The following is a 20,054-nucleotide window of genomic DNA, read 5'->3' as shown; positions in this document are numbered from 1 at the left end:
TAGCACAAGATAGTTAATTTAAATAATATTTAATTTTATATGGAGGGATTTTTTTGAAAGACATTAAGTGGATTTTCGTTTTGTATTCACTTGCGGCCGTTCTATCGATGTCTGCAATCGGCGTTGGAATAGGTATGCGCAGCATTTTTGTCGTGATACTTGCTGTTGTCGCTTTGATTCTCATCATGGGTAATGGATTTAAAACTAAAGCACGTATGCGTCGTGAAGGTACGTTGTAAATATAGCAAGGGACTGTATATTAAACCTATTTGGTTTAACAAACAGCCCCTTTTTTATTTTAGTCGGATATATTTTGTTAAAATTTCCTCATGTAAACCAGGTCGCGTCACTATAAATGTGTCAGTTCCGAGAAGATGCGGTGTCACTCCACTCAAATTAGTCGCTACTGCTCCAACTTCTTGAGCAATAACAATTCCACCTGCTATATCCCAAGGCGCCAGACGCATAGAAATATACGCATCTATTCTGCCGGATGAAACATATGCTAATTCGATAGCTGCCGAACCATAAGAACGAGTTCCTCTACAGCGCGTAACGAGTTCAATAATTTTTTCATTTTCTACTTTTCCATTAGGCGCAACCCATGCTGCGTTAATACCTATTATCGCTTCTTCAAGCGGCGTAATTTCAAGTTGAGGTAATCGCTCGTCATTGAAATACGCACCCTCACTTTTTGCTGCATGATACAAATCATCCCGCATCACATCATATATGTAGCCCAGCATCCCCACGCCGTCTACATAAATCCCCAATGAAATTGCGAAGTTTCGTCTTTGATGGATAAAGTTCATCGTCCCGTCAATCGGATCCAAAAACCACACTACTCCATCTAAAGAAGAAATCTTATCTCCGAATCCCTCTTCCGAAACTATTTTATGTTCAGGAAAATCCTGATTCACTCTTTCAATAAAAAACCTTTCTACTTCCCTGTCGATATTTGTAACCAAATCATTAGCATCCGCTTTTGAATCGATGTCTATTGTACTAAAAAAAGACACGCGAATCTTGTGACCTGCTTCTTTGATTAATGATTTTGCATATCGATCGATCGCATTAAGATTCATCATGCCACCTCTTCCCATTCCGACTAGTGCTAGTATAACATACAGTCTAAAGAACAGAAGGGAAAACGGTTACAGTCAGTTAAGTAAAAAGGCATCCCGTCACATTTTCTTCAATTCTGAAGTAAATGGGGATGCCTTTTTATTACGTAAGACTTACATCGAAAAAACATTTAATGTCTCCAATTCGTTATGAATTTCAGCCAGACGCTCTTTGCTTTTCTCAGCTTGCTTATCATCTTGCTCTTGAATCGCATCAAACAGAGTAGCTAATTCATAATCAAGTTCCAGTTGCAGTGTCCTGACATATTCTCTTTCCACATCTTCTTTTCGAACGAAATGAACGACTTGTTTCATAAGTAAGCACCCCTTTTAGTCAATTTTATCTTCTAACCGACTTATTCATATAAGTATGTCAAAATTTCAACTTTATTTGGTTAGAAGCCTTCTTATTTTAAATTATTCCCCATTTATTGATAAGATAAACGTATGAAACTTAAACCGGAGGAGATTTTCTTGACTCACACATATTGGTCAGCAAAAGATTTCGATGTTTTCACACTAGATGGCCTTGATTCACGTATGACAGCTTTACAAGAAATTATTCAACCAAAGTTCAGAGAGTTAGGAGATCATTTTTCTCAACACCTTTCAGCTCATGGTAAAGGAGAGTTTTTTCCACATGTCGCGAAACACGCAAGAAGAACTGTAAATCCACCGAAAGATAGCTGGGTGGCTTTCGCTCCTGCAAAGAGAGGTTATAAAGCGTTGCCTCACTTTCAGATTGGCTTATGGAGCACACATTTATTCATCGTACTTGCAATTATTTATGAAAATCCGGATAAAAAGGGTATCGCTGAACGTTTAGAAAATCATATGGACGTGTTAACGTTATTACCTGAAGACTTTATCGTCTCCGGAGATCATATGAAGCCAGAAGCAAATTTGATTAACGAAGTAGGGACAGAAGGACTAGAGAAAATTTTAGTCCGCCTTCAAACTGTAAAAAAGGCAGAATTTCTCGTCGGTCGACATATTTCAGGAGAGCAAGCCGCAAAAATGAATGAACAAGAGTTTTATCATTTCGTTGAAGATACATTTAAGCATTTATTGCCCGTTTACGATGTTGTAATTAATTCTTTTGATTAAGGCAAGACTCAGCAAGCCTGTTGATTGTATAAAGAAAAGAATTGTTTTTTTGAAAATGAGGTGCTTTTGACGAGGATTTGTAGAGGTAGTGTACGTCTAGAAATTAAAGTGAGTAAGTGACTTTTCCTTTGCAGTGCTGAAAAATAGTGTACATGTGAGGATTCTCCCTGCAGAACCGGACGCTTTCCTGAGGGCACGCGGCGGACTCGCCAGAAGTTCTTTGGCGATTACGCCTGTCGTCCTGATCCTCCAGGAGTCGCCGGTTCTTCCGGGAGAATCCTTGAGTTTGTGTCGGGATGTCAGTTTGTGTTCGTCCAAAAGTTGGAGTAGGATAAGTGACTTCTCCTTTGCAGTGCTGAAAAGTAGTGTACGTGCTAGGATTCTCCCTGCAGAACCGGACGCTTTCCTGAGGGTGCGCGGCGGACTCGCCAGAAGTGCGTTGGCGATTACGCCTGTCGTCCTGATCCTCCAGGAGTCGCCGGTTCTTCCGGGAGAATCCTTGAGTTTGTGTCGGGAAGTCAGTTTGTGTTCGTCCAGAAGTTGGAGTGAGGTAAGTGACTTCTCCTTTGCAGTGCTGAAAAGTAGTGTACGTGCTAGGATTCTCCCTGCAGAACCGGACGCTTTCCTGAGGGTGCGCGGCGGACTCGCCAGAAGTGCGTTGGCGATTACGCCTGTCGCACTGATCCTCCAGGAGTCGCCGGTTCTTCCGGGAGAATCCTTGAGTTTGTGTCGGGAAGCCAGTTAGTGTTCGTCCAGAAATTAAGTATGGTAAGTTACGCTTCCTGAACAGTGTGGGTGAAGCTCGGATTGCCTGAGTGAATGCATATAGAGTCATTTCTGTTTCCACTCAGTTCGTCGAAACAGTCATAGTAGCTAGCAACACGTCACCGCTTTTTAACTTCAAAAACGGTCGCATTGTATCAGACAATTCTACTTGGTTTTCACCACCTACAAAGAGTGATCAAACTGTCTTACATACACTAAGTTTCGGCTGAAGCTGGAAGACGATCGACTCCGGGAGGATAAGGGCGACAGGTGTAACTCGCAGTGCACTTTTGCGAGGTCCACCGCGCCCCCTCCGGAAAGCGTATCGTCTGGAAGCGCAAGCCGCATGACTCTTCAAGTCAGCCTTGCTCCATCTAATAAACGAACATAAAGTAGCAGACAAGTTCACGTAGTCTTCACTACATACAAAGAGTGATCAAACTGTCTTACACACACTAAGTACGGCTGAAGCTGGAAGACGATCGACTCCGGGAGGATCAAGGGTGACAGGTGTAACTCGCAACGCACTTTTGCGAGGTTCACCGCGCCCCCTCCGGAAATGAAGTGACCCCCAAAAGTTAGACATAATTATTTCAGCTGGCAATTTGCTCAAAACGTGTTCTAAATTGCACTGGACTCATTCTAAGTTTCGTTTTTATCCGCTCTGTATTGTAGTATTCCATATACTTCTCCAATTCCACTATAAACTGTTCCACACTTTCAAATTCCTTTAAATAGAGAAGTTCGGACTTCATAATGCCGAAGAAATTCTCCATTACTGAATTGTCGTAACAGTTCCCCTTGCGAGACATGCTTTGGACAATGCCCCTCGTCTTTAATGCGTGACGGTACTGCTTCATTTGATAATGCCAGCCCTGATCTGAATGCAACAGTAACTCATGTTCTTGCGGAAGAATTTCCAACGCACTCTCCAACATCTCCGAAATGAGGGAATAGGTGGGACGAGAGCCGATGGTATACGTAATAATCTCCCCATTAAACAAGTCTAAAACAGGAGACAGATATAATTTCTCGCCAAATAACGTGAACTCTGTCACATCGGTTACCCACTTCTCATTGGGTCTGTGTGCCGAAAAATTCCGGTCTAAAATATTCGGAGCGGTTTTGCCTACCGTTCCTTTATATGATTTATACTTTTTCATACGCACTATACACTGTAAACCTAATTCTTTCATGATGCGTTGGACTTTCTTATGATTAATCTTGCGACCGTCTTTTTCCAACTCGATGCGAATTCGACGGTAGCCGTATCGCCCATCATGCTTCTCGTAAATAGCTAGAATTTCTTTTTTTAACTCTGCGTCTGGATCTTTCCGGTTCATACGCGCCAACACATTGTAATACGTACTGCGGGGAATACCTGCTAACTTTACGAGTGCTCGCACCGGATATTTGTGCCTTAGTTCAAAGATTACTTGTACTTTGTCTTCTTGGCTGACTTTTCCTTCGTTTGAACTAAGGCATTTAACTTTTTTAGATAATCGTTCTCCATTCGTAAGAAATCATTTTCCTTTTGTAATTCTTGTTCAGTAACAGATAAGTTCTTCTTATTTTCTGGATTTGGTTTCATGGATGGACGCCTCTTTTCTTTTGGTGATAAGGCGTCCGTTCCTTTTTCCCTGTACGCATGCACCCACCTTCTCAGGGTAGAATGGTGGGGTAAGTTGAAGCGCGCAGCGGTATCTCTGACAGACGTATGCTCATCGACCATGTATTGGATTACGTCCAGTTTAAATTGTTTAGAATAACTTGTACAGGGTTTATGATATCCTTTTTCTCCGTGGTACTGGTATCTCTGTATCCAATAGCGAATTTCACTCTTGTCGACACCGATCGATTGGCCGATCTCCCGAAGACTTTCTTTCCCCTCAAGGTATCTTTTAATCGTTTGAATTTGTTCATCTCTAGTAGTTTTCCCCACTTACAACACATCCTTTTCATTGTGATGTGTCCAAGCTTTGGGGTGCACTTCTAAAGCGTATCGTCTGGAAGCGCAAGCCGCAAGACTCTTCAAGTCAGCTTCACTCCATCTAACAATCGAATATAAAGTAGCAGACAAGCCCACGTAGTCATTCACCCTCTACAAAGAGTGATCAAACTGTCTTGCCTACACAAAGTACGGCTAAAGCTGGAAGACGATCGACTCCGGGAGGATCAAGGGTGACAGGTGTAACTCGCAACGCACTTTTGCGAGGTCCACCGCGCCCCCTCCGGAAAGCGTATCGTCTGGAAGCACAAGCCGTATGACATTCTAAGTCAGCGTCACTTCATTAAATCGCCATTGTCACCCGTGCATTTTATACTTATTTACTCTATTTATAATCTTCACTATACAGATTTTCGAAAAACTATTTTATTTTTAACTGTTCTCCTGCTACGCTATCTTTAGCTAATTTGACGACACGGAACGCAACATACGTACTGCTTTCTTCGAATTCCTTACATAACGTCTTTTCCTCCGCCATAGAAGGTACAACTTTTTTAAATGCTCGGTAATATTTCATAAACTCCTCACGCTCTACCGAAGACTCATATGCTTGTTCTACTTTTGAGAAAAAGTCGATGACCGCCACGATTTCTTCTGTAGTCCAATCCGCACGTAAAGGGTATTGATATCCTGACATATAATTCTCTCCTTAGTTTCTACCCCACTTGTTTCTAACAAGTTCGGCTTCATTTTTCATCCTTGCAAATAGCTCGGCAACAGTTGGAACATCCTCTATCATTCCCGCTACTTGACCACCCCAACCGAAACCTTCGCCTCTGACGCCTTCATGAATAAATTTGCGATTAGCGTCTCCGCTAATATATGATTTCAATCCATCATACCCAATTCCTTCTGCTTCTTTACGTAATATCTGATCTGTCCATTCATTTGCTAACGCTCTAGCAGGTGCTCCTATCGTTCTTTTAATAATAGTCGTGTCACGCTCACTGCTTGTCAATAACGTTTCAATATAAGCCGGCGATGCATCCACACATTCTTTTGTGGCGATAAAACGTGTACCCATTTCTATTCCTTCCGCGCCCAGTGCATGTGCCGCCATCCATCCACGACCGTCGCCAATTCCACCCGAACCAATTACCGGTATACTTACAGAGTCTACTATGCGGGGTATTAATACCATTGTGCCAATATCATCACGCCCTAGATGGCCTCCTCCTTCTTGACCAACTGCAATTACTGCATCTGCGCCAATCTCTTCTGCTTTTTGCGCTTGTCTCGTTGCTGCTACGAGAACTAGTTTTTTAACATCTGTTCCTTGTAGCATTTCAAATAAAGGTGCAGGATTACCTCCTGTAACGGAAATAATTTTAATATCTTCTTCCAAAGCGGCTTCTACCATAGATTCGAACGATCGGCCATGATTACCGATCGCAAAGTTTACACCAAAAGGTTTCGTCGTTTTCATGCGAACCTTTTGAATTTGTTGTTTTAACGCTTCAGGTGAAGGGAGACTCATTGCTGTAATTTGACCCAGTCCACCCGCTTCTGAAACAGCAGCAGCCAAATCAGCATAAGCTAAATATGCTAACCCCCCTTGAACGATCGGATACTCAATCTCTAACAACTCCGTAACTCTTGTATTCCAGCTCATTATTATCCCGCCTTTTTTTCGCAATGTAAAAACAACCCATGAGAAAAGAATTCCCATGGGTTGTACGCATGCTGTGTTATTTCGTCATCATGTGAATTGGCTTACCAAGAGCAACTTCTGCTGCTTCCATGGAAATTTCACCAAGTGTAGGGTGCGCATGAATTGTCATAGATACATCTTCAAGTGTCATACCTGCTTCAATAGCTAGCCCTAGTTCTGCAATCATATCAGAAGCGTTCTCTCCAACGATTTGTGCTCCAAGAAGCAAGCCATCTTCTTTACGCGCAACTAGCTTCACGAAGCCGTCTGTCGCATCCAATGAAATCGCACGACCGTTTGCAGCAAATGGGAATTTCCCAGTTACAACATCGTATCCTTCGTCTTTTGCTTGTTGTTCATTCAAGCCGACTGTTGCAAGTTCCGGATCTGTAAAGCAAACTGCTGGAATCGCCAAGTAATCTACTTCGGATTTTTCACCTGATATTGCTTCAGCTGCCACTTTCGCTTCATAAGATGCTTTATGTGCAAGCTGTGGACCAGCTACGATATCACCGATCGCATAAACATTCGGCACGTTCGTACGACATTGCTTGTCTACTTCGATCAAACCGCGGTCAGTCATATTCAAGCCAAGACCCTCTAAACCAATTTCATCTGTGTTGGGACGACGACCTACTGTAACCAATACATAATCCGCTTCGACTTTTACTTCTTCGCCTTTAGCTTCATACGTCACAACTACTCCGTCTTTCGTTTCTTCTACACCTTTAGCAGATGCTTTTACTACGACTTCAACGCCTTTTTTCTTCAGGCCTTTTTTAACGATTTGTGTCATTTGCTTTTCGAAACCAGCAAGGATATCATCCGCACCTTCAATAATCGTTACTTCAGAACCTAAGTTTGCATAAGCTGAACCTAGCTCTGTCCCGATATATCCACCACCGACTACTACGAGTTTCTTCGGTAATTCTTTTAGGCTTAAAGCACCTGTTGAACTAATTACGCGGTCACTAAATTTGAACGTTGGAATTTCAACCGGACGCGCACCTGTTGCAATGATGACATTATTAAATTTATATGTTTGTGCTGATTTCTCAGTCATCACTCGTACTGTATTAGCATCTACGAAATACGCTTCGCCCATAACAGTTTCGACTTTATTACCCTTTAACAGCCCTTCTACTCCGCCTGTTAATTTAGACACGACACTATTTTTAAATTTTTGAGCTTTAGCAAAATCAAGTTTCACAGATTCTGCTGTAATTCCCATAGAGTCAGAATTTTGAGCAGCAACAAAACGGTGTCCAACAGAAATCATTGCTTTGGACGGAATGCAACCAACGTTTAAACAAACGCCACCGATTGTCTCTTTTTCTACTAGTGTTACTTTTTGTCCAAGCTGAGCTGCACGAATTGCCGCAACATATCCTCCTGGGCCTGAACCTACGACGAGCGTATCTACTTCAATTGGAAAATCTCCTACTACCATGTGCTTTACGCCTCCATTAATAAAAGTGATGGGTTCCCTAGTAATTCCTTAAGATAGTTTAACGCTAATTGTCCCGTTACGCCATCAATTACTCGGTGATCGAACACTAAAGATAATGCTAACATAGGTGCCACTACAATTTCACTATTTTTTACTACAGGTTTTTCAGAAATTCTTCCAACACCTAAAATAGCGACTTCAGGATGATTGATAATTGGCGTAAACCATTGTCCACCCGCGGAACCGATATTTGTAATTGTACATGATCCGCCTTTCATCTCAGAAGCTTGCAATTTACCAGAACGTGCTTTTTCAGCAAGTTCATTTACCTCTGCAGAAATAGCAAACATTGATTTGCGATCCGCATTTTTAACAACTGGAACCATTAAGCCGCGGTCTGTATCCGCTGCAATTCCAATATTGTAATAATGCTTGTGGATCAACTCTTCTGTCGAGTCATCCAATGATGTATTTAATTCAGGGAATTCACGCAATGTCGCTACTAGTGCTTTCACTACATATGGTAAGTACGTAAGTTTCACATCTTTTTTCGCTGCTACTTCTTTAAATTCTTTACGATGAGCAACGAGCGCGGTAACGTCTACTTCATCCAGTAACGTCACATGTGCCGCTGTATGCTTGGAATTCGACATCGCTTTTGAAATAGCTTTACGCATTGGTGATAATTTCTCGCGTGTTTCTGGGAATTCACCTTCCAATACCGGTTGCTGTTTCGCAGTTGCAGTTTCAGGTGTTTCCTGAGTTTCTTGTTCTATTTCTGTGGACTCAGCGCTCGCTTGTGGCTGACCTCCAGATTTAAAGGAATCTACATCTTCTTTTAATATGCGGCCGTTTTTCCCACTACCGGTTACTTCTGCAATTACCACATCTTGTTCTCTTGCATACTTACGAACAGACGGCATAGCAATTACGCGGCGATGGTCATCTGTTGCCTCAGCTTTAGGTTGTTGTGACTGTGTTTGCTCGGGTTGCGTTTGTTCACGCTGACCTTCTGCTGGTTTCTTTGCTTCAGTACTGCCTAACGCTTCTCCAACTTGTTCATGAGATTTTTCAACACTGGCATTTTCAGAAGCTGTATCTTCTGTGTGATCATCATCATGATCGGGAATGTCGTGATCTGGTGCATCAAAGCGTACTAGTTTATCTCCAACAACTGCTACTGTACCTTCTTGAACGTAAATTTCCTCTATAGTACCTGAAACCGGTGATGGAATTTCTACTACTGCTTTATCATTTTGTACTTCTAATAATGTATCATCTTCTTGGATTTCATCGCCTGGTTTTACGAACCACTTAACGATTTCTCCTTCGTGTATACCTTCTCCAATGTCTGGTAAACGAAATTCATAGGTCACGTAATTCACCCTTTCTGGATTGTCCAACAATTAAAATGTTAGTACTTCTTTTGCTTTCGCTATAATATCTTTTGCATTTGGCAACCAAGTATTCTCTCCTGCCGCAAATGGATAAACCGTATCTGGCGCGGTCACTCTCATAACCGGTGCTTCAAGGCTTAAAATGGCACGCTCAGAAATTTCCGCTACTACATTCGCAGCAATCCCTGCTTGACGTTGAGCTTCTTGAACGACAATGACACGATTCGTTTTCTCTACAGATTGAATAATCGTTTCAATATCAAGCGGTTGAATAGTACGCAGGTCAACAACTTCGACAGAATACTCTTCTTTTTCAAGTGCTTCAGCTGCTTTTAAACTTTCTTGAACCATCGCACCATAAGCAATGATTGTTAAGTCTGTACCTTCGCGCTTTACATCCGCCTTGCCTAATGGAATCGTATATTCTTCCTCGGGTACTTCTTGTCTGAATGAACGATATAATTTCATATGCTCTAAAAAGATTACTGGATTATCATCTTTAATTGCTGAGATCAAAAGACCTTTAGCATCATAAGGAGTCGATGGAATGACTACTGTTAATCCTGGTTGCGCTGCCACTAGTCCTTCTAAGCTGTCTGCGTGCATTTCCGGTGTAGCTACTCCGCCACCAAACGGCGCACGGATCGTAATAGGAGCGTTGAAATGACCGCCCGTTCTAAAGCTCATACGTGCCATTTGACCACTTACAGAATCCATTACTTCGAATAAGAAACCAAAGAACTGGATTTCCATAATAGGACGGAAACCTGTCAGCGCTAAACCAATCGCTAATCCGCCAATTCCTGATTCTGCTAATGGTGTGTCAAACACACGGTCTTCTCCAAACTCTTTATGCAGGCCTTCCGTCGCACGGAAGACTCCTCCATTTGCTCCTACGTCTTCACCGAACAACAAGACATTCTCATCTGCTTTTAGTTCTGTACGGAGAGCTTCTGTGATTGCTTGAATCATTGTCAATTGTGCCATGGGTCAGTTCGACTCCTTTCCTACATATGCATCTAATTGTTCTTGTAAGTTAAATGGTAGATCACCTTTATACATAATCTTCATAAAGTCAGACACTTTTTGTTTAGGTGCAGCATCTGCTTTTTTGATAGCGGCTTTAATTTCTTCTTTTGCGCGTTCTACAACTTCTTCTTCCTGCTCTTTAGACCAAATGCCTTTACTTTCCAAGTACGCTCTGAAACGAACAATCGGGTCACGCTTTTCCCATTCGCCGTCAATTTCAGAAGTACGGTAACGTGTCGGATCATCCCCAGCCATCGTATGCGGTCCGTAACGGTAACACATCGTCTCTATAAGTGTCGGTCCATCACCGTTGACTGCACGCTCTCTTGCATCACGAGTAGCCACGTATACGGCCAACGGATCCATCCCGTCTACTAGAATACTCGGCATTCCAGCAGCCACACCTTTTTGCGCTAGTGTTTTTGCAGCTGATTGAACATCACGATGTGTTGAAATTGCATATTGGTTATTTTGAATAATGAAAATCGCAGGGACTTTAAATGCTCCCGCAAAGTTTAGACCTTCATAGAAATCCCCCTGTGACGTACCTCCGTCACCTGTGTACGTGATCACTACTGATTTTTGGCCTTTTTTCTTAAAACCAAGCCCAACTCCTGCTGCTTGAATGTATTGAGCGCCGATAATGATTTGTGGCGGGAAAATATTCAGACCATCCGGAATAATACTTCCTTCGTAATGACCTCTCGACCATAAGAATGCCATGTGTAACGGCCAGCCGTGGAAGAGCAGTTGCGGCACATCACGATAACCCGGAAGAATGAAATCATCTTTTTCTAGCACATATTGTGAAGCAAGTTGAGAAGCTTCCTGACCGGCTGTCGGTGCATAGAAACCGAGTCTACCTTGTCTATTTAAAGAAATGGAGCGTTGATCTAAAATGCGCGTGTAAACCATACGATCCATTAATTCCACCAACTCTTCATCAGGAAGTTTCGGGTCTAGATCTTTGTTAACGATTTTACCTTCTTCATTTAAGATTTGAACCATTTCAAATTGGCCTTCTATTAATTGAAGCGCTTTCACTGGATCGTATTGATTTCCTTTTTTAGCTACCATATGTCAATCTCTCCTTCATATCTGTATTATATTATTTACAATTAAAATGAATACAACTTGTTATATTTTTTAGTATACTCAAAACTGAGCGCTTGGTCAACCATTGAATTCTAGGTGTTTTGATGTAAAGACAGTTTAAAAGAATAAAAAACTGTATTAATACAATAGCGATTCTGTATTGGTACAGAAAGCGTTCTATACAGCAATTTCTCTGTTTTCTTTCATACAGAGATGAATACGTCAGCCGTAGTAATTGACCTTTTGCCTCTCCTAGTCTTTTTCCTTATTTGTTCTTTTCTAAACTTGAAAGTATGCGCGATAATAAACGATTCACTTCTATAGTGGATTCATTAAATTCTCTGACATTTCCTTCAACATCATCAGCAAGGCTATTTACTCGCTCCACGTATTCTTCGAGCTCACTCGGCTGGACTGATAGATTTTCTAATTGGGTGTATAATTCTAGTTGCGCATAAACTAACTGTTTATAGTTTGCTACCAATTGATCATGCATGTCGTAACGGTCATATAACGCTGTGAATAACTTATTTATTCGCTGATCATAATCAGAATTGCGCAAGCTTTCCTGCAGTTGCATGATTTCCACCCGTGCATCATGAAATGTCTTTTGTTCTTTGGTGATCATAGCCAATCGATCATTTGCTATTTTTTTTATTGTAGTTACAGACTTTCGAACTGCAAAATGACGTTGCTGAGTCAATTCCATAATAGCAGTAAAGACAAGTTGTTCTTTTTCTTCATACTGACCCAACTTCTTTACATACCCTTTCCCAAGCCTTTCTTTTTCATTCACTTTCATCAAAATCATTTCGATTTCTTGTATTTGCGTAGTTTCATGGGAACAACCATATAGAAATATCATTGATAGCACTAAGAGGATTTTCTTCATCGCGAACCTCCTGTTGAATTATATACATTTTTCTTTCACCATGTTCTTTATTCGTTTATACTATACAGGATAAGGTAAATGGACGAAGCGTATACGTAAAAACTCTATATACAGCCGGTCTACTATATGTGAATGTAACATTATATATAAACTAATATATCTGAGGGGAAGAATAGAAATGATTTTAATGAAAGACATTATCCGCGAAGGTCATCCTACGTTACGGGCGAAAGCAAAAGAAATGAGTTTCCCACTAAGTGCGGAGGATCGCCAATTATGTGACGACTTACTGGAATATATAGTGAATAGTCAAGATGATGTGCTAAGTGAAAAATATGGTTTACGTTCTGGTATCGGATTAGCTGCACCACAAGTGAATGCTTCTAAAAGAGTCTTCGTTTTGCATATTCCAGATGAAGACAAACCTTTGGAAAATTTCATCGCAATTAACCCTAAAATCGTCAGCCATTCCGTAGAAAAAACCTATATATCTACAGGAGAAGGCTGTTTATCCGTTGATCGGGAAGTTCCAGGCTATGTACCGCGCTATGCGAGAATTACTGTGAAAGCGTATGATAAAGAAGGCAAGGAAATAAAAATGCGTTTAAAAGGATTAGCGGCGATCGCCTTCCAACATGAATTAGACCACTTAAACGGTATCATGTTTTATGACCACATCGATGAAAATGCTCCTTTCAAGGACATACCAGGAGCACAACCTTTAGATAGAGAGTAAAGGAATTAACCTTGACAGATGCTCCTTACTATGATATAGTTTTTCTAAGGAGTGATGACGCCATGTATAAACGTCTGAAACGCAAACTGCTTAGACGACTCAATGGCCTGCTCGGTAAAAAGACAATTGCCTAAACTTTTATGCCTGCCAAGTAATTGGTGGGCTTTTCTTTATTTTAAAGAAATTGCGTGCTATTATGGAGAATATGTTTACTAACGAACGTATCGAACGTAAAAAAGGAGAGTTCATAATGATTTTTAAAGTTTATTACCACGAAAATGTACACCAAGTACCAGTCCGCGAGAACACACTGAGCTTATATGTTGAAGCTGAAACAGAAAAGGCAGTTCGTGATCAGTTGCACGATCGCCAAATTATCATTGAATACATTCAGAAGCTGGAAGGCGAGCATTTAGAGTACGAGCAAGCTTCACCGCACTTCCAGGTAGAGCAGGTCTAATCAATGAAATCTATTAAGAATAATGAGACAGCCGTTTTTGCCCTAGGCGGACTAGGTGAAATCGGTAAAAATACGTATTGCGTTCAGTTCCAAGATGAAATCATCATCATTGATGCGGGCATTAAGTTCCCAGAGGATGATTTATTAGGTATCGACTATGTTATACCTGATTACACATACCTTGAACGCAATATCGATAAAATAAAAGGACTTTTCATTACGCATGGTCACGAAGATCACATCGGTGGGATTCCTTATTTATTACGTAAAGTGAATGTTCCTGTTTACGGCGGTAAATTAGCAATTGGTTTACTTCGTAACAAACTAGAAGAACACGGACTGTTACGCACAACGAAGCTCCATGAGATCGAAGAAGATGATTACATTAAGTTCCGTAAAACGGCTGTATCGTTCTTCAGAACAACTCACAGCATTCCTGATGCGTATGGTGTAGTCGTCAAGACTCCGTCCGGTAATATCGTCCATACAGGAGATTTCAAATTCGACTTCACACCTGTTGGCGAACCTGCTAACTTGCATAAAATGGCGAAAATCGGCAGCGAAGGCGTCTTATGTTTACTGTCAGATAGTACGAACGCTGAAATTCCTAACTTTACGATGTCTGAAAGAAAAGTTGGAGAAAGTTTAAATGATATTTTCCGTAATGTTGATGGACGTATTATTTTCGCTACATTCGCTTCGAATATTCACCGTTTACAGCAAGTAATTGAAGCGGCACAAAACTTTGATCGGAAAATTGCTATATTCGGACGCAGTATGGATAACGCAATTACGATTGGTCGGGAATTAGGCTATATCGACGCTCCAAAAGAATTATTCGTTGATTCGCAGTCATTAAATCGACTACCTGCAAATAAGGTGATGATATTATGTACTGGAAGCCAGGGAGAACCTATGGCTGCTTTATCACGTATAGCGAACGGTACGCATAGACAAGTTCAAATCCAACCAGGTGATACGGTCATCTTTTCGTCATCCCCTATTCCGGGTAATACGTTAAGCGTCAATAAAACGATCAACTCTTTGTTCCGTGCAGGGGCTGAAGTAATTCACGGCCCATTGAACAATATCCATACGTCTGGTCACGGTTCACAAGAAGAACAAAAGCTGATGCTTCGTTTAATCAAACCGAAGTACTTCATGCCGATCCACGGGGAATATCGCATGATGGACATGCACTCACAGTTAGCTGTAGATTGCGACGTAGAACCAGACAATATCTTTATCATGTCTAATGGTGAGGTATTAGCTCTAACTGACGATACTGCCAGATTAGCGGGTCGTGTACCTTCTGGTGATGTCTACATCGACGGCAGCGGTATTGGCGATATCGGAAATGTCGTATTGCGTGATCGTAGAATTTTATCTGAAGACGGCCTTGTCATCGTAGTGGCAACAATCGATACGAAAAAGAATCGATTAGTGTCAGGTCCAGATTTGATTTCCAGAGGATTCGTCTATATGCGTGAATCTGGAGCTATGATTAATGAAGCACAATACATGCTTTCTAAAACATTGCAACGAAAATTAGCAGCAAAGCCTGATTCCGTTACTAACTTAAAAGGCGATATTATTGATACACTCGTTCCTTACTTATATGAGAAAACGAAGCGAAAGCCAATGATCCTTCCAGTCATTATGGAATTATAAAAAAACTGTAGGTTCCCATGAATATGGGTTCCTACAGTTTTTTTAATGCAATGCTTTTTTTTCAAATCGATGAATATCTAAATCAGAACCAATGACAATCAAAATATCATTCACTTCAATTTGCTCAATCGCTTGAGGAGACACAAGAATATGAGATCCTCTTTTAATCGCTACGATATTCACACCATACTTTGCACGAATATCTAAATCGATGAGCGACGAACCGGCGATATGATTATTCGCTTGAATTTCTACAATAGAATATTCATCCGAAAGCTCTAAGTAGTCTAGAATATTATTGGAAACAAGATTATTTGCAATCCGTTTTCCCATATCACGTTCTGGATGAACTACTTGATCGGCTCCGATTTTTCGCAAAACTTTTTCATGGTAATCATTTTGGGCCTTCACTGTAATTCGTTCTACGCCAATCTCTTTTAAAATGAGTGTCGTCAAAATACTCGCTTGAATATTTTCTCCAATAGCTATCACCACATGCTCGAAGTTACGGATTCCTAAGGAACGCAATGCCGCTTCATCCGTTGTATCAACAGCTACAGCTTGTGTGGCGATATTTGCAAACTCCTCTACCCGTTCCTGTGATTTATCAATTGCCATGACATCCGCTTCTAACTCAATCAATTCTTTTACAATACTCCCGCCGAATCGACCTAATCCGATGACTACAAATTCTTTTTTCATCACATGACCCCTCACGATTACATAGTAAATCAGATTTTCTGAAGACCGCTATTACCGTAATCCCATTTTAAATTTCAAGAATAACTCATTATACACCCCAAGCGTTTCTAAACCTAAGTTTTCATACACTTCTAAGTTTTCTCTTGCTTTTTCATCCGGATAAAAACGTTCATCAGCTGTTATTTCCTCATCCATATAAGCCATAGCTTGAACATTTGGCGTCGAATAGCCAACATATTCTGCATTTTGAGCCGCAATTTCAGGATCCAGCATAAAGTTAATGAATTTATGTGCTCCTTCGATATTAGTAGACGTTCTAGGAATGACAATATTATCAAACCATAAATTAGAACCTTCTTCAGGAACAATATAATCAATGTCTTCATTCTCAGAAATCATATCGGCTGCCTGACCTGACCAAGTTAATGCAACAGACGCTTCATTATTGATCATTAATTGTGTCACCTCATCACCTATGACCGCTTTCACATTCGGCACAATTGTCGCTAGTTTGTCCGTTGCTTCTTTTAATTCTTGCAGACTGGTCGAATTCAATGAATAGCCTAAAGAGTTAAGAGAGACACCTAGTACTTCCCGGGCACTGTCAACTAAAATTACTTGTTGCCGCAATGAAGCATCCCATAAACTGTCCCAACTCTCAAACGTTTGCCCTTTCAATAGTGTGGGGTTATATGCGATGCCTACCGTTCCCCAAAAATACGGAATAGAGTACGTATTATCTGTATCAAACGGCAAATCCATAAAATAAGGGTCAATATTTTTAACATTCGGTATTTTTGAATAGTCCAGTGGCAGTAATAATTTTTTATCTTCCATCATCTGAACCGCATATTCTGAAGGTACAGAAATGTCGTAAGAGGTACCACCTTGCTCTATTTTTCCCATCATCCCTTCATTCGAATCAAATGTTTCATAAATCACACGAATGCCTTCACGTTTCTCAAATTCTTTTAAAAGGTCTGGATCGATATATTCTCCCCAGTTATAAACTGTAATCGTATCTTTTCCGGCCTGACCAGATTTATGCTCTAGCTGATAGTTCGTGAAAAGCAAGATGGAAGAAACGAGTAAAATGGCTACAACACTCCCTACAAGCCCTCTCATCGCTTCACCCCCTTAGCCGACGTTTTTGTTTTATTGTTAACCATATAATAGCCTAATACCAAAATCATCGTAATTAAGAATATTAAGCCCGACAGCGCATTAATCGTTAATGTTATTCCTGTTCTAGCCATCGAATAAATTTCTACAGATAATGTGGAAAAACCATTGCCCGTAACGAAAAAAGTAACCGCAAAATCATCCAATGAATATGTTAAAGCCAAAAAGAAGCCGGCAAATATTCCTGGCTTAATATAAGGCAACACCACACGTGTCAACACGTCTTTACGTGATGCACCAAGATCTAACGCAGCATCTATTAATGTTGTACTCATTTCCTGGAGTTTAGGCAATACCATAATTACGACAATTGGAATACTAAATGCGATGTGCGAAATTAGTACAGAAGCAAATCCTAGTTTTACCCCAATGAGAGTAAACAATATTAAAAACGACGCCCCGATAATAACATCTGGACTAACTATAAGAATATTGTTTACAGACAATACCGTTTGGCGTGCTGATTTATTTTTCATAAAGTAAATGGCTAACGCACCTATTACACCGATCGTTGTAGAAAGTAAGGCAGACAGCAAGGCAATAATTACCGTATTTAGAACGATGATTAGTAACCGCGTATCCGAAAAGACCGCCTCATAATGTTCTAACGTAAATGATTCAAAGTTAGACATGCCGCCACCTGAATTAAACGAGTAATAAATTAAGTAAAAAATAGGAGCATACAAAATCACAAAAACTACAGCCAAGTATATTTTCGGAAGGCTACTTAACTTTTCCATGTGCAGAGGCCCCCTTCTCTTTTCCGGATGTTAACATCATAATCAAAAACATAAATATAATTAGGAAGACTGCAATAGTTGATCCCATCCCCCAGTTTTGTGTTACTAAAAACTGTTGTTCAATCGCAGTTCCTAATGTAATTACTTTATTTCCTGCAATGAGTCGCGTGATCATGAACAGCGACAGCGCTGGTATAAACACTACTTGTATACCAGATTTCACACCATCGATCGTCATCGGCCAAATTACACGCTTGAAAGTAACCCACGCATTGGCCCCCAAATCTTTTGATGCATCAAGTAATGTAGGATTTATTTTATCAAGTGAATTAAAAATAGGCAAAATCATAAATGGAATGAAAATATATACGGATACAAAAACAAAACTAAAATCAGTAAATAGAATTTGTTGACTGCCGATTCCAATCGCTTCTAAAAACGCATTGATAGGCCCATATATACCCATCAGACCAATAAATGCGTACGTCTTCAAGAGAAGATTGATCCAAGATGGAATAATAATTAATAACAACCATAATTGTTTATGCTTCGTCTTTGTCAGAAAATAAGCTGTAGGATAAGAAATCAGCAAAGAAAAAAACGTAATAAGAAATGCATACCAAAACGAACTCATCGTTAATTTAAAATAAATAGACGTGAAAAAGTTTCGATAATTCCCCAATGTCAGTTGTCCTGATAAATCAAAAAAGGAGTAATAAATGATGACTATGATCGGTGCTACGACAAACAGCAACATCCAAACAGCATAAGGCACAGCATAAACAAAGCGCAGTGGATTATTCTTCATCTTCCGCCACTCCAAACGACTCTAGCCGCGCATCGAAGTCTTCTTCAGACTCATTTAAACGCATGACGTGGATATCAGCAGGTGCAAAATCTAACCCAATCATAGTCCCGACATCAGCCGGCTTCGTTGAATGTACCAACCATTCATTACCATCTGTATCATAAGTAGAAAGTTCATAATGTACCCCGCGGAATAACTGGGTATCGACCGTAACACTTAACTTGCCTTGTTCAATCGTTGTCATTTCCAGATCTTCCGGACGGATCACAATATCTACTTTTTCATTCGGATAGAATCCTCCATCTACGCATGGAAACTGCTTTCCTGTAAATTCTACTAAATAATCTTTCACAATTCTCCCTGAAACGATATTAGATTCTCCGATGAAATCTGCAACGAAACGATTGATCGGTTCGTCATAAATATCAATGGGCGTTCCGGATTGTTGGATCTTCCCATTGTTCATGACGAATATTTCATCTGACATCGCCAGTGCCTCTTCTTGATCATGTGTAACAAAAACAAATGTCTTACCCAACCGTTGTTGAAGTTCGCGCAACTCATATTGCATTTCTGAACGCAATTTTAAATCTAACGCCGATAAAGGCTCATCAAGAAGAATGACTTCTGGATCATTTACAATAGCCCGTGCAATCGCTACCCTCTGTCTCTGCCCACCGGACATTTCGGTAATCTCACGCGATTCATAGCCTTCTAAGTTCACAAATTTCAACGCTTCTTTTACTCTAAAATCAATGTCATTTTTCTTCACTTTTTTTATACGCAATCCAAATGCAACGTTTTCATAGACGTTTAGATGTGGAAATAAAGCATAGTCCTGAAAAACCGTATTTACTTGTCGCTCATTTGCCGGAACAGAATTGATCTTCTTTCCATTAAAGTAAATTATTCCGTCTGTCGCTTCTGTAAATCCGGCGATTAAACGTAAAATTGTTGTTTTACCGCATCCTGAAGGTCCAAGTAATGTATAAAATTTTCCACGTTCCATTTCAAATGAAACACGGTCAAGTACAGTTGTAGACTCACTATATCGTTTCGTTACATTTTCAAAACGAATAATTGGCTGATTAGTCAATTCCATTCCTCCTTATATAGTTCTAGAGTTAACAAGTAGGAACCCTTGTAAACTTAATCATTATACACAAAACGATACTGAAAGCAAATTGTCCTTATTTACTTATAAAAGTGATTATAAATATTTAGTCATGAAAATTGT

General features: G+C 40.4%; 20 protein-coding genes. 5 read left to right on the top strand and 15 right to left on the bottom strand.

From position 1 onward, the window contains the following. Positions 1-53: 53 nt before the first annotated feature. Complete coding sequence (locus DV702_RS01940) at positions 54-239, top strand: YlaF family protein (protein ID WP_114923204.1); 186 nt, start codon at positions 54-56, stop codon at positions 237-239. A gap of 54 nt (positions 240-293) precedes the next feature. Here the strand turns inward: DV702_RS01940 and DV702_RS01935 are convergent, their stop codons facing one another. Both DV702_RS01935 and DV702_RS01930 read right to left on the bottom strand, forming a co-directional pair. Continuing rightward, complete coding sequence (locus DV702_RS01935) at positions 294-1,085, bottom strand: inositol monophosphatase family protein (protein WP_114923203.1); 792 nt, start codon at positions 1,083-1,085, stop codon at positions 294-296. A 153-nt stretch (positions 1,086-1,238) separates the two neighbouring features. After that, entirely contained in the window at positions 1,239-1,439 is a 201-nt protein-coding gene (locus DV702_RS01930; RefSeq protein WP_114923202.1) for a hypothetical protein, read from the bottom strand. A 159-nt stretch (positions 1,440-1,598) separates the two neighbouring features. Between DV702_RS01930 and DV702_RS01925 the strand changes: the two genes are divergently transcribed. Next, positions 1,599-2,231, top strand: a complete 633-nt coding sequence (locus DV702_RS01925; RefSeq protein ID WP_240315666.1) for a YktB family protein — start codon at positions 1,599-1,601, stop codon at positions 2,229-2,231. Positions 2,232-3,589: 1,358 nt separating this feature from the next. Here the strand turns inward: DV702_RS01925 and DV702_RS01915 are convergent. From DV702_RS01915 to DV702_RS01880, 8 genes are all read right to left on the bottom strand, one after another. After that, positions 3,590-4,938, bottom strand: a protein-coding gene (locus DV702_RS01915) for an IS3 family transposase (protein WP_114923199.1) whose coding sequence is annotated in 2 segments (ribosomal slippage) — positions 3,590-4,494 and positions 4,494-4,938 — 1,350 coding nt in all. Because the reading frame shifts where the segments join, the coding sequence is not laid out codon by codon here. 427 nt (positions 4,939-5,365) lie between these two features. Beyond that, complete coding sequence (locus DV702_RS01910) at positions 5,366-5,641, bottom strand: UPF0223 family protein (protein WP_114923198.1); 276 nt, start codon at positions 5,639-5,641, stop codon at positions 5,366-5,368. Positions 5,642-5,653: 12 nt separating this feature from the next. Further along, a complete protein-coding gene (locus DV702_RS01905; protein WP_114923197.1) occupies positions 5,654-6,616 on the bottom strand; it encodes an NAD(P)H-dependent flavin oxidoreductase in 963 nt (320 codons plus the stop codon). Between the two features lie 76 nt (positions 6,617-6,692). Further along, positions 6,693-8,105, bottom strand: coding sequence for a dihydrolipoyl dehydrogenase (gene lpdA, locus DV702_RS01900; RefSeq protein WP_114923196.1), 1,413 nt, complete (start codon positions 8,103-8,105; stop codon positions 6,693-6,695). 5 nt (positions 8,106-8,110) lie between these two features. After that, on the bottom strand, positions 8,111-9,481 hold the full coding sequence (locus tag DV702_RS01895) for a dihydrolipoamide acetyltransferase family protein (RefSeq protein WP_114923195.1): 1,371 nt from the start codon (positions 9,479-9,481) through the stop codon (positions 8,111-8,113). Between the two features lie 30 nt (positions 9,482-9,511). Further along, a complete protein-coding gene (locus DV702_RS01890) occupies positions 9,512-10,489 on the bottom strand; it encodes an alpha-ketoacid dehydrogenase subunit beta (RefSeq protein ID WP_114923194.1) in 978 nt (325 codons plus the stop codon). Positions 10,490-10,492: 3 nt separating this feature from the next. After that, on the bottom strand, positions 10,493-11,608 hold the full coding sequence (pdhA, locus tag DV702_RS01885; protein ID WP_114923193.1) for a pyruvate dehydrogenase (acetyl-transferring) E1 component subunit alpha: 1,116 nt from the start codon (positions 11,606-11,608) through the stop codon (positions 10,493-10,495). Positions 11,609-11,891: 283 nt separating this feature from the next. Beyond that, complete coding sequence (locus DV702_RS01880) at positions 11,892-12,518, bottom strand: YkyA family protein (protein ID WP_114923192.1); 627 nt, start codon at positions 12,516-12,518, stop codon at positions 11,892-11,894. A 178-nt stretch (positions 12,519-12,696) separates the two neighbouring features. Between DV702_RS01880 and def the strand changes: the two genes are divergently transcribed. The 3 genes from def to rnjA all read left to right on the top strand — a co-directional run bounded on the left by def (position 12,697) and on the right by rnjA (position 15,385). After that, positions 12,697-13,254 carry a peptide deformylase gene (def, locus tag DV702_RS01875; RefSeq protein WP_114923191.1) on the top strand — a complete coding sequence of 186 codons (558 nt, stop codon included), beginning with the start codon at positions 12,697-12,699 and terminating at the stop codon, positions 13,252-13,254. Between the two features lie 250 nt (positions 13,255-13,504). Then, positions 13,505-13,714, top strand: a complete 210-nt coding sequence (locus DV702_RS01870) for a DNA-dependent RNA polymerase subunit epsilon (RefSeq protein ID WP_114923190.1) — start codon at positions 13,505-13,507, stop codon at positions 13,712-13,714. Between the two features lie 3 nt (positions 13,715-13,717). After that, positions 13,718-15,385, top strand: coding sequence for a ribonuclease J1 (gene rnjA, locus DV702_RS01865; RefSeq protein ID WP_114923189.1), 1,668 nt, complete (start codon positions 13,718-13,720; stop codon positions 15,383-15,385). Between the two features lie 42 nt (positions 15,386-15,427). On the opposite strand, the gene DV702_RS01860 is transcribed toward rnjA, so the two are convergent. The 5 genes from DV702_RS01860 to DV702_RS01840 are packed head-to-tail and all read right to left on the bottom strand — an operon-like array spanning position 15,428 to position 19,913. After that, on the bottom strand, positions 15,428-16,087 hold the full coding sequence (locus tag DV702_RS01860; RefSeq protein WP_114923188.1) for a potassium channel family protein: 660 nt from the start codon (positions 16,085-16,087) through the stop codon (positions 15,428-15,430). 51 nt (positions 16,088-16,138) lie between these two features. Beyond that, positions 16,139-17,212, bottom strand: coding sequence for an ABC transporter substrate-binding protein (locus DV702_RS01855; RefSeq protein WP_114923187.1), 1,074 nt, complete (start codon positions 17,210-17,212; stop codon positions 16,139-16,141). Further along, positions 17,209-18,009 (bottom strand): ABC transporter permease, encoded by an 801-nt coding sequence (locus tag DV702_RS01850; protein WP_114923186.1) that lies wholly within the window; start codon positions 18,007-18,009, stop codon positions 17,209-17,211. Before DV702_RS01850 ends, DV702_RS01855 begins: the two co-directional genes overlap by 4 nt. Beyond that, positions 17,993-18,817, bottom strand: a complete 825-nt coding sequence (locus DV702_RS01845) for an ABC transporter permease (RefSeq protein WP_114923185.1) — start codon at positions 18,815-18,817, stop codon at positions 17,993-17,995. The genes DV702_RS01850 and DV702_RS01845 overlap by 17 nt, the downstream gene beginning before the upstream one ends. Further along, complete coding sequence (locus DV702_RS01840) at positions 18,807-19,913, bottom strand: ABC transporter ATP-binding protein (protein ID WP_205407204.1); 1,107 nt, start codon at positions 19,911-19,913, stop codon at positions 18,807-18,809. Before DV702_RS01840 ends, DV702_RS01845 begins: the two co-directional genes overlap by 11 nt. Between the last annotated feature and the right edge of the window lie 141 nt (positions 19,914-20,054).

It is taken from the genome of Sporosarcina sp. PTS2304, from assembly GCF_003351785.1.
Lineage (GTDB): Bacteria > Bacillota > Bacilli > Bacillales_A > Planococcaceae > Sporosarcina.
This window is presented reverse-complemented; position numbering and strand designations above follow the sequence as displayed.